Here is a 10,666-nt window from a genome sequence, read left to right as displayed (position 1 = left end):
ACATTCTGTATCCATTCTGTTGTATCGTACCTTATCTCTTCCTTTTTGTCTCTTCTTATCCTCCTTCTCTGATCTCTGCGTCTCTCTGTTTTTTTTACTCATACTGCCACCCCCGTGATCTACACTATAGCCTACCCTCTTTCCCTACACGACGCTCTTCCGACCCCGGCCTGAACCTGGCGCTGTACGGCAATATCACGCTGAAAGACGGCGTGGTCGAACAGTCCAACTTCAATAATTTCCGCCCGCTGCGCATCAATGAGATGCCGGAGGTTGAGGTGATCATCGTGCCCTCGACCGAGAAACCGACCGGCGTGGGCGAACTGGGGGTGCCGACCATCGCTCCGGCGGTCGGCAACGCGCTGGCGCTGCTCGGGCGGCCGCGCGCCTCGCTGAGCCTGCCGCTGCATAATCCCACTGCGAATCCGGCGTCTGACAAGGAGAGAACCTGATGATTCATTTAACCGTAAACGAGCAGCCGCTGACCTTTGAGGGCGATCCGCACATGCCGCTGCTGTGGTTTCTGCGTGACGAAGCCGGCCTGACCGGCACCAAGTTCGGCTGCGGCATCGCCATGTGCGGCGCTTGCACCGTGCATCTGGACGGCGTGCCGGTGCGTTCGTGCATGACGCCGGTCTCCGCCGCCGCCGGCAAGAAAATCACCACCATCGAAGCCGTCGGCGCCACGCCGGAAGGCAAGGCGGTGCAGGAAGCCTGGCTCAACCTGGACGTGGTGCAGTGCGGTTACTGCCAGTCCGGCCAGATCATGAGCGCCAGCGCGCTGCTGGCCCAGAGCAAAAACCCGAGCGATGCGGACATTGACGCGGCGATGGGCGGCAACGTCTGCCGCTGCGCCACCTACGTGCGCATTCGCGCCGCCATCCACCAGGCCGCCAAGGCGTTGGGTTAGGGAGAGATGCGATGAGCAACGCCTTGAAAGGGCTGTTATGGCTGATTATCGCCGTGGTGGTGTTGGCGGGAGGATACGCGCTGTATACCCTGCTGCGGCCTGCCGGCGCGGAGCCTGCGGCGCCGATCGCCGGGGCGCCGGCCGGCATGACCGATAAACTGGCGCGCGGCGAGTACCTGGCGCGCGCCGCCGACTGTGTGGCGTGCCATACCGCGCCGGGCGGCGCGCCTTATGCGGGTGGCTTCGCCTTTAAACTGCCGTTCGGCACCATTTACGGCACCAACATCACCGCCGACAAGGAGACCGGCATCGGCAACTGGAGCGACGATCAGTTCGTGCGCGCGGTGCGTGAGGGCATCGGCCCGCAGGGCAACCTGTACCCGGCGATGCCGTACACCTCGTACACCGGGCTGAGCCGCGACGACGTGCTGGCGATTAAGGATTATCTGTTCAGCCTGCCGCCGGTGAAACAGGCCAACCCGCAAAACGATCTGTCGTTCCCGTTCAATCAGCGTTGGGGCATGAAATTCTGGAACCTGGCGTTCTTCCAGGAGCAGCGCTTCGCGCCGGATCTCAACAAGGATGAACAGTGGAATCGCGGCGCCTATCTGGCGACGGCGCTCGGCCACTGCGGTGAGTGCCATACGCCGCGCAATCTGGGGTTCGGCCTTAACCAGAGCAAGCACCTGAGCGGTGAAGTGGTGCAGGGCTGGTTCGCCGCCAACATCACGCCGGACAAACAGACCGGCATCGGCGGCTGGAGCGACCAGCAGCTGTCGCAATATCTGGCCACCGGTCATGCGCCGGGGCGCAGCAGCGCCGCCGGCCCGATGGCGGAAGCGGTGGAGAACAGCCTGCAGTTCCTGACGCCGGAAGATAATCTGGCGCTGGTGAAATACCTGCGCGATATCGAGCCGATCGCCGGGGACGACGCCGCGGCGGTGAACCTGCAGCCGAAGGGCGCGGGGGCTTCCACGCCGATCCTGCCGGGCGGGCAAGACAGCTCGCTCGGGCGCCGGGTCTTCGCCAACGACTGCAGCGGCTGCCACCAGTGGAACGGGCCGGGCCGCCAGAGCGAGTACGCGTCGCTGGTCGGCAGCACGGCGGTGAACGATCCGCAGGGTCGCAGCGTGGTGCAGGCCATCCTGAAGGGGACAAGCATCAGCGTCGGCGAGCGGCATGAGATGATGCCGGCGTTCGGCAGCGCGTATTCCGACGAGGAAGTGGCGGCGGTCGCCAACTTTGTGGTTGGCCATTTCGGCGACAAGCAGGGCAAGGTCACCGCCAAACAGGTGGCAGAGCAGCGCAAGCAGTAAAGAAAGCGGCGAGGGAGATTCTCCCTCGCCGCGGCGTCAGCGGCTGCGGCGCGACATCACCCGTTTGTCTTTCGGTCTATCCTGCCAGTCCTCAACCTGATTATTGAAGTTGTCCGCCAGCAGGTAGGCCGGGGTTTTCGCCAGCCAGTCGGACAACGAAATATCCTGATAAATGCCGTTGTCCATCACGATCAGTACCTTCAAATCCTCATCGCCGATGTTCTCGATGTAATGGCCGAAGCCCTGCGGCACGTAACCGACGTCCGAAGGGGCGTACTCTTCCGTCTGCGCGTGGCCGTGCGAACTGAACACCGTCATGCGGCCTTTGCCGGCAATATAGTATTGCCATTCGTTGGCATTGGGGTGCCAGTGCAATTCCCGGATTGCGCCGGGTTTCACGATCTCGATGATGCCGGTCATGGTGGTGGAAATGGGAAATTCTTTCGACGACACCAAATGGACGCTGCCAGCGTCATTTTCAAAGAACGGCTTTTGCTTCATTAATTCATAGCGGTGGGTCAGCGGGGCGTTATTTAATCCGCCGTCATTTTTCGGCAATGGCAATGCGGGCGGAACTGCGCCGCTGACAATATAAGCTTCGCCCTGTTTGGCCTTGGAAAATACCGCCGCCGGCATGTCGACGCTTTTTTCCAATGCCTCTTTCGGCATATGCGCCACCCAATCGGTAATGCTGAAAGTGCCGAATTCAGAGAAGTGGCCGTTATCAAACGCCAGAATAAAATGCGCGCCGTCCGCCAGCGCCTGAATGGAATGGCCATAGCCTTTCGGGAAATACCAGACGTCGCCGGGGCCGAAGTCCGCCACCTCACATTTTCCCTCGGGATCGAGGATGGTGATGCGCGCATGGCCTTCCAGCATAAACGCCCATTCGGCGGCGATGGCGTGCCAGTGCAGTTCGCGCACGCCGCCCGGCTCCAGCGTCATGTCGACGCCCGCCACGCCTTCGGAGATCGGGAATTGCTCGACGGTGGCTTCGCGCGCCCAGCCGTTGGGCAGGCTGCGCTTTTTGCTGTCGGTGAATTTGTATTTATAGAGATGCTGCGCATCGGCAGGCGGCTGATAGCTGCTGGGGGGCACGATATTGCGATGGTCGTCGGCAGCGGCATTTTTGGCGATGCCGCCGATCATGCCGGCGGCGGCCGCGCTGACGGCGGAGACTTTCAATATATCACGACGTGATAGCATAGCGTTTTCTCCAATATAAAACCGTGCGCCTGCAGCAGCAGGCGACAGGGAAGGCGCGATCGCCATTGAAATGATTTTTTGTCATCGGCGGGAATAGGCTGTGACCCTTAAATCCTAGCGGCTGGAATGTATTGCATAGGCGCTTATTTGTTTGCGTTTGTTACTAAGTGAGAGCGGGTTTAATTAATTAACCGGAAGTTGAATAGTCATGGATTGGAATTAATTTTCACCGCTCACAGGCTTAAATAAATAATAAACGAACGTCATTCTTTATTGGCCGTTCGGGCTTTTTATGACTGCCCCACGGTCTCCAGCACCAACTGACGAAAGCGCTCGACGATCGGCGAAGCCGGGCTGCGGCGCAGCGCCAGGTAAAGCGGGGCGCTGAGCTGCGCTTCTGCGGCGAGAGTGCGGTAGACGATGCCGTCGCCGCCCAGCCGCCGCATGGAACCGGGCACGATTGACACCCCTAATCCGGCGCCCACCAGGCTGAGGGTGGCCGGCAGGCGCGGCGCTTCCTGCACGATGCGCGGGCTGAAACCGGCGCGGTGGCAGGCGGCCAGGATGGCGTCGTACAGCCCCTGGCCGGCCGGGCGGCGATAGAGAATAAACGCCTCGTGGGCCAGTTCGGCCAACGGCAGCGGTTGCTGCGTTTCTTGCGCCAGCCGGTGGCCCAGCGGCAGGGCGACGATCATCGGCTCGCTGAGCACTGGCTCGACGCTCAGGCCGGGAATGCCGTTGGCCGGCGAGCGCACGAAGGCGGCGTCGAGGCGCTGTTCCAGCAATGCCTCCATCAGTTCGCCGCTGCCGGCTTCTTCCAGTTGAGTGGTGATGCCCGGCAGGATGTCGCGGTAGCGGCGCAGCAGGTTGGGCACGAACGGGTGCAGCGCGGCGGAACTGGTGAAACCGATAGCGATGTGGCCCTGCTCGCCGCGGGCGGCGCGCTGCACCGCTTCGCGCAGGCGTTCGGCGCGCGCCAGCAGGGCGCGAGCTTCTTCGAACAGCACGTCGCCCGCTTCGGTGACGCGCACGCCGCGCGGCAATCGCTGTAACAACTTCACGCCCAATTCGTCTTCCAACCCCTGCAACAGGCGGGTCAGCGGCGGCTGCTGGATAAACAGCCGCTCGGCGGCGCGGGTGATGTTGCCTTCTTCCACCACGGTGACGAACGCCCGCAGGCGACGCAGTTCAATCATAGCCATACCTCAAAGGTATCTTTCTTTGTTCCGGAATGCATTAGACATCATGGCACGGCGGCGCGCATGATACCAGACATTAAAACAAGCGATGTGGAACGGCAATGTCATGTCAGATATCAATACGTTAAAACCGCACCCGGCGGCAGCGCCGGGCAACGCGGCGCTGTTTTTGGGCTTTCTGTGGCTGGGGCTGATCGGCTTCGGCGGCGTACTGCCGATGGCGCGCAGCATGTTGGTGGAACGCCGGCGCTGGCTGAACGCGGAACAGTTCACCGAGCTGCTCGGCCTGTGCCAGTTTTTGCCCGGCGGCAATGTGATCAACCTGTCGGTGGCGGTGGGGATGGAATTTCGCGGGCTGCGCGGCGCGCTGTGCGCCTTGCTGGGCCTCATCAGCGCGCCGACGGCGATCGTGGTGGGGCTGGGCGTGGTGTACGCCCGCTTCCAAAACGATCCCCATGTGCAGCATGTGTTCGCCGGGCTGGCCGCCGCCGCCGCCGGGCTGCTGCTCTCGACCGGGATCAAGATGCTGCTGCCGCTGCGCGGCAAATGGCCGGCGCTGGCGATCGTCGCGTTGGCGCTGATCGCCATTGCCTGGCTGCGCCTGCCGCTGTTGCCGACCATGCTGGTGCTGGCGCCGCTGAGCATTCTGCTGATGTGGCGGTGGCCGTCATGAGCGGGGTGTTGATGGCGTTGGCGCTGATCTTCACCGAGCTCTCTTTATTGGCGTTCGGCGGCGGCATGACCATTCTGCCGGAGATGCAGCGGCAGGTGGTAGAGGTGCATCAGTGGATGAGCGCCCAGGAGTTCAGCGCGCTGTTCGCCATGGCGCAGGCCGCGCCGGGGCCGAACATGATGATCGTGCCGCTGGTCGGTTGGCACGTGGCCGGCTGGGCGGGGCTGCTGGTGTCTTCGATCGCCAAGTTCGGGCCGTCTTCCATCGTTACGCTATTGGTGATGGGCGCCTGGCGGCGCTTTAAGGATCGTCCGTGGCGCCGCATCGTGCAGGCCGGGCTGGTGCCGCTGACCGTGGGGCTGGTGGTGGCCAGCGGCCTTTTGATCGCCGAGGCTTCCGCGCCCAATTGGCGGCTGGCGGCGATCGTGGCGCTGGCGACGGGATTGAGCATGAGCAAGCGCCTCCATCCGCTGTGGGTGCTGGCGGGCGGCGCGTTGCTCGGCCTGCTGTTTGCCTGAAGGATTAGCGCGGGATCAGCACAAAGCGTGAAGGGCCGTTGCGGTCGATCAGTTCATAGCGCTTCGGCGCGGTCAGGGCCAGAAACGCCACCATGCTCCCTTCGGCGTCGGTCAGCGTCATGCCGTCCGGCGTCGGCCGCCAGGCGACCGGCAACGTTTGCAGCGCCAGCGGCTGCAGGCACTCGGCGGAGGCGCTGAAGCGGAAAGCGTTGGTGTTGGCTACCGCTTCATCGCTCAGCTGCACCTCGCAGACGGCTTTACCGTCGCCGATGGCGGCGAGCTGCCAGTCGCCCTTCAGCGCGGCGGGTTCCAGCAACGGCAGTGAACTGCCCAGGGCACTGCTGCACAATACGCTCATAACGACTCCTGTCAGGCTGGCGCGGCGCAAGGCGCGCATAAGGAAATGGGTTGGCATCGGGTCACTCCTTTCGGCTGTCCGTTCACACCTTAGCATGTTCCCGGCGGGATGATGAGGCAAGGATTAGGTTTTTTAATCCTCGATTATTCTGATCTAACCGTCGCTAAAACGCGCAAAAAGACGAGTGATTAACCTGTTATTGCGCTTATTTTTCTCATTAATATAGTGAGAATACAAATTGTTATGGTTATCTCCTTCTTAACGCCCGGCGCGGTGAAGCCAGGCTGGGCGGGCTCGCGCCGCCGGAGTGAGTCACTATACTGGTCAATCCTAAGCCTCGGCTTAGATAAGAACGACTGATGAATAGTCTTACAAATCGAGTGGATTCCTAGTGTGTAAAAGGAGAATGCAATGAGCAGTCGCCACAACGACATTTTGCAAGATGACGATGAGTTCACCAGCCTGGCCGCCACATCCCCCAACGATCATAACTATCAGTTTTACTATCACCAGCCCGGCAGCCCCTATGACGGATTGGGCTACGGCGCGCTGTTCACGCTGGACAACGCTAACCTGTACAGTAACCAGCGCGGCGGGGCGGCGATTAATAATTTGGGTAAAATCCGCGATAACTTCAGCTTCGATCGCGCCGCCGATCAGTTGACGCGGCCGGGCCTGACGCACAACGGCGACCAGGTGTATCACCAGCCGGTCGCGCTGACCTATTCCTTCCTGACGCAAAGCGCGCTGAACCGCATCGGCCAGACCGGTGACGGCGACAAGGGGCTGCAGCCGTTGACCCAGGCGGCGCAGGCTCAGGCGCTGAAATCGATGCAGGCGTGGGCCGACGTGGCGAACGTAACCTTCACCGAGGCGGCGTCCACCGATATCAACCACCGCGCGGATATCACCTTCGCCTACTTCACGCAGCGCGCCGACGGCAGCACCGCCGCCGGCAGCGGCCCGAATGCCATCAACGCTTACGCCTATTACCCGCCGAGTTCCAAATCGGGCAGCGATAACGCCTTTGCGGGCACGGTGTGGTTCAACAAAAATTTCGCCACCCATAAGGCGCCGGTGAGCGGCGACTTCAGCAGCCAGACCTTCACCCACGAACTGGGGCATGCCCTGGGGCTGGCGCATCCGGGATCTTATGACGCATCGTTAGGCAACCCGAGTTACCAGAATGACGCGGCTTATTATCAGGATTCGCTGCAATACTCGATCATGAGCTATTTCAACGCCGGTTACACCGGTGCCGACACCAAAGGGGTGTATGGCTATGGGCCGATGGTGGATGACATCGCCGCGATCCAGAAGCTGTACGGCGCCAACATGAACACCCGCACCGGCGACACGGTGTACGGCTTCAACTCCAACACCGGCCGTGATTTCCTGACCGCCACGGCGGACAACGGCAAACCGGTCAACTTCGCGGTGTGGGACGCCGGCGGCAACGACACGCTGGACTTCTCCGGCTACAGCCAGCAGCAGATGATCAACCTGAACGACGGCGCGTTCTCCAGCGTCGGCGGCGGCACGCAGAACGTCGCCATCGCGCGCGGGGCGATCATCGAGAACGCCATCGGCGGCAGCGGGCGCGATCTGCTCATCGGCAACGATCAGGACAACCTGCTGGCGGGCAACGCCGGTTCCGACATCCTGTACGGCGGGCGGGGGGCGGACCATCTGTGGGGCGGCAAAGACGCCAACAACTTCACCGACTATTTCGTCTATCTCAACGCCAAAGAGTCGACGGTGGCGGCGTTCGACGTGATTGAAGACTTCGAGCACGGCATCGACAAGATCGATCTCTCCGGCCTGCGCTTCAACAACAGCCTGAGCGAGCTGCGCTTTATCGACAGCGGCAGCGCCTTCAGCGGCCAGAAAGGCGAGATCCAGCTCAACTTCGACGCCTTCAACGGCACCACCGATCTGTTGATGAACACCCAGAGCAACAGCTATGCCGCCGACTTCAAGATCCACGTGGTCGGGCAGGTGGAGCAGAGCGATATTTTGTTTGCCTGAGGTGAGGAAGGGGAAGAGAAAAGGGCCGACCGGCCCTTTTTTTACGACTGGGCCGCCGCGGCGCTTTCCGCCACGAAAGAGCCGGTTTTCACCGCGCCGGCGCGGCGGTAGTGAGCCACAATGACGCCGCCGGGCGAGACCACCGAGTGGGTCAGCGTGAAGGCCGCCGGCGCCGCGTTGTCATCGAACAGCCGCTTGCCGCCGCCGAGCAGCACCGGGTAGGTGAGCAAGCGCAGTTCATCCACCAGATCGTTGGCCAGCAGCTGTTGCATCAGCGTGCTGCTGCCCTGCACCAGCAGCACCGGCCCCTGGGTGCGCTTCAGCTCGCGCAGCCGGGCGAGGATGTCTTGCCCCAGCCACTGGCTGTTCTCCCACGTCAGCGTCTCGCCGTGGTGGGTGGCGACGTACTTGGCCGCCTGATTGAACGTGCGGGCGATATCGGCGGAAAACGGGTCGGCCTCGTCGGTGATATGCGGCCAGTAGCCGGCGAAGATATCGTAGGTGCGCCGCCCGAGCAGCAGATCGAAAGGCGCAGAGAAAAGTTCGCCCATCGTTTCCGCGACGGCGTCATCCCAGTAGGGGGCGGTCCAACCGCCGAAGCGAAAGCCGCCGCTGCGGTCTTCGTCCTGCCCGCCGGGCGCCTGCATCACGCCGTCGAGGCTGACGAACGCGCTGGCAATAATCTGTCGCATGGCTGTCTCCTGCAATTGAGTGCCAGCTGAAAGTTTAGCCGCCGCGCGCCGGCTGCGCCAACCGGCCGCTCAGGGTTGCAGCGCCTTGAGCAACGCCTGATGGAAGCGCGCCGGCTCCTCCATTTGCGGCGCATGGCCCAGCCCGGCGAATTCGATCAGCGTGGCGTGCGGGATCAGTTTCGCCGCCTGCTTGCCCAGCACCGCGTAGTGCCCGATCTTGGCCTTGACCGCCGGCGGGGCGATATCGCTGCCGATGGCAGTGGTGTCGGCGGTGCCGATCATCAGCGTGGTGGGCGTTTGCAGATCCTTGAACTCGTAATACACCGGCTGGGTGAAGATCATGTCGTAGATCAGCGCCGAGTTCCACGCCACCAGGCGGTGGCCCGGCCCGTTGTTCAGCCCGGCCAGCATATCCACCCAGCGATCGTACTCCGGCTTCCAGCGGCCGCCGTAGTAGGTGCGCTGCTCATAGTTGCGGATGCCCTCGGCGGTGGTGTTCAGCTCGCGCTCGAACCACCGATCGACGCTGCGCCACGGTACGCCTTTCGCCTTCCAGTCCTCAAGGCCGATCGGGTTGACCATCACCAGCCGTTCCACCGCCTGCGGATACATCAGGCTATAGCGCGTGGCCAGCATGCCGCCGGTGGAGTGGCCGATGACGATGGCCTTGCTGATGTTCAGATTCTGCAGCAGGCCGTGGGTATTTTGCGCCAGCTGTTGGAAGCTGTACTGGTAATGCGCCGGCTTGGTGGAGGAGCAAAAGCCGATTTGATCGGGCGCGATGACGCGGTAACCGGCCTTGCTCAGCGCCTTGATGGTGTCCTGCCAGGTGGCGGCGCAGAAGTTTTTACCGTGTAGCAGCAGCGCGGTGCGGCCGTTGGCGGCGCCTTCCGGCGGCACGTCCATATAGCCCATTTTTAACGGCTGCCCCTGCGAGGTGAAGCTGAATTGTTGCAACGGGTAGGGGTAGTGAAAGCCCTGCAGCTCCGGGCCGAATTTCGGCGTTTCGGCAGCGCCGGCGGTGAACGCGGCCAACGTGGCGCACAACAGCGCGCGGCGGGTTAATCTCAGCATCCTGATCTCCTGAAAAGGGCGATAGCCGAGTATAGCCACAATCGGCGCGCTGGCGCGCCAGTGGTTTCAGATAATTCTGTAATATTAAGGTTTGATTCCCGGCAAGATTCCGACAACGGTCTTTTTCACAGTGAACGGGGTCACGCCGTGCAACATTCGCAGTATCTGATGGTTTTATTTCAAGGCTAAGTTATGCGATGCTTAAGCATTATTTATGCAAAAGGATCCTCGCATGTCCGCTTTATCCCGCTGCGCTTTCAGCGAAGGCAGCGTCGCTTTGCCGGAAGGCTATGCCGATCGCACCGTCAACGTGCTGTTGGCCGGCGACGATGTTTCCCCCTCAGTCAATATTTCCCGCGATGCGCTGCAGCCGGCGGAGAATCTGGAAAGCTACGTCACTCGCCAGCTTGATGCGCTGGCGCAGGGGCTGAAAGGCTGGGCGTTCAAAAGCCGCGAGCCGGCGTCGCTGGGCGATGGGCTGGCCGCCGGTGAGTGGGTACGCGCCAGCTACCTGCGCGACGGCAAACGCATCTGGCAGAACCAGGCGGTGTTCGCGCTGGCGGAAGGCCGGGTGCTGGTGTTCACCCTGGCGATGGCGCGCAAGCTGACGCCGCAAGACGACGCGCTGCTGCAGCAAGTGCTGAACAGCTACCGGGCGGCCTAACGATGAACTCTTTGCGTAAAAGGAACTT

At 62.1% G+C, this 10,666-nt stretch carries 11 protein-coding genes and 1 pseudogene; 7 read left to right on the top strand and 5 right to left on the bottom strand.

Going from position 1 to position 10,666, the window contains the following annotated elements; genetic code table 11:
* Positions 1-167: 167 nt before the first annotated feature.
* The 3 genes and pseudogenes from H7A77_RS11210 to H7A77_RS11200 form a co-directional block, all read left to right on the top strand.
* Positions 168-452, top strand: a pseudogene (locus tag H7A77_RS11210) (aldehyde oxidase); the annotation flags it as partial.
* On the top strand, positions 452-910 hold the full coding sequence (locus tag H7A77_RS11205) for a (2Fe-2S)-binding protein (protein WP_033650458.1): 459 nt from the start codon (positions 452-454) through the stop codon (positions 908-910). The pseudogene H7A77_RS11210 and the gene H7A77_RS11205, both read left to right, overlap by 1 nt.
* An 11-nt stretch (positions 911-921) precedes the next feature.
* Positions 922-2,226, top strand: a complete 1,305-nt coding sequence (locus H7A77_RS11200) for a c-type cytochrome (protein WP_042784443.1) — start codon at positions 922-924, stop codon at positions 2,224-2,226.
* Positions 2,227-2,262: 36 nt separating this feature from the next.
* On the opposite strand, the gene H7A77_RS11195 is transcribed toward H7A77_RS11200, so the two are convergent.
* Together H7A77_RS11195 and H7A77_RS11190 are read right to left on the bottom strand one after the other, a co-directional pair.
* Complete coding sequence (locus H7A77_RS11195) at positions 2,263-3,432, bottom strand: cupin domain-containing protein (protein WP_182074187.1); 1,170 nt, start codon at positions 3,430-3,432, stop codon at positions 2,263-2,265.
* 290 nt (positions 3,433-3,722) lie between these two features.
* Positions 3,723-4,634 carry a LysR family transcriptional regulator gene (locus H7A77_RS11190; RefSeq protein ID WP_047575884.1) on the bottom strand — a complete coding sequence of 304 codons (912 nt, stop codon included), beginning with the start codon at positions 4,632-4,634 and terminating at the stop codon, positions 3,723-3,725.
* A gap of 103 nt (positions 4,635-4,737) precedes the next feature.
* Here H7A77_RS11190 and H7A77_RS11185 point away from each other — a divergent pair, with 103 nt between their 5' ends.
* A complete protein-coding gene (locus H7A77_RS11185) occupies positions 4,738-5,304 on the top strand; it encodes a chromate transporter (protein ID WP_042785697.1) in 567 nt (188 codons plus the stop codon).
* Positions 5,301-5,822: a chromate transporter gene (locus tag H7A77_RS11180; RefSeq protein ID WP_046688471.1), complete on the top strand. Its 522-nt coding sequence runs from the start codon at positions 5,301-5,303 to the stop codon at positions 5,820-5,822. Before H7A77_RS11185 ends, H7A77_RS11180 begins: the two co-directional genes overlap by 4 nt.
* Positions 5,823-5,826: 4 nt before the next feature.
* Here the strand turns inward: H7A77_RS11180 and H7A77_RS11175 are convergent, their stop codons facing one another.
* Complete coding sequence (locus H7A77_RS11175) at positions 5,827-6,180, bottom strand: AprI/Inh family metalloprotease inhibitor (RefSeq protein WP_123061673.1); 354 nt, start codon at positions 6,178-6,180, stop codon at positions 5,827-5,829.
* 411 nt (positions 6,181-6,591) lie between these two features.
* Between H7A77_RS11175 and H7A77_RS11170 the strand changes: the two genes are divergently transcribed.
* The gene (locus H7A77_RS11170; RefSeq protein WP_042784449.1) at positions 6,592-8,208 is read left to right on the top strand and encodes a serralysin family metalloprotease; all 1,617 of its coding nucleotides are present in this window, start codon (positions 6,592-6,594) and stop codon (positions 8,206-8,208) included.
* Between the two features lie 41 nt (positions 8,209-8,249).
* Here the strand turns inward: H7A77_RS11170 and H7A77_RS11165 are convergent, their stop codons facing one another.
* Both H7A77_RS11165 and H7A77_RS11160 read right to left on the bottom strand, forming a co-directional pair.
* Positions 8,250-8,900 (bottom strand): dihydrofolate reductase family protein, encoded by a 651-nt coding sequence (locus tag H7A77_RS11165; protein WP_042784450.1) that lies wholly within the window; start codon positions 8,898-8,900, stop codon positions 8,250-8,252.
* Between the two features lie 69 nt (positions 8,901-8,969).
* Positions 8,970-9,974, bottom strand: a complete 1,005-nt coding sequence (locus H7A77_RS11160) for an alpha/beta fold hydrolase (protein ID WP_033650452.1) — start codon at positions 9,972-9,974, stop codon at positions 8,970-8,972.
* Between the two features lie 232 nt (positions 9,975-10,206).
* On the opposite strand from H7A77_RS11160, the gene H7A77_RS11155 reads away from it, so the two are divergent.
* A complete protein-coding gene (locus H7A77_RS11155) occupies positions 10,207-10,638 on the top strand; it encodes a DcrB-related protein (RefSeq protein WP_033643010.1) in 432 nt (143 codons plus the stop codon).
* The last annotated feature ends 28 nt before the right edge of the window (positions 10,639-10,666 follow it).

It is taken from the genome of Serratia sp. ME47, assembly GCF_903970925.1.
Lineage (GTDB): Bacteria > Pseudomonadota > Gammaproteobacteria > Enterobacterales > Enterobacteriaceae > Serratia > Serratia ureilytica.
Note: the sequence above shows the minus strand (reverse complement) of the source record. Positions and strands in the feature narration are given on the sequence as shown.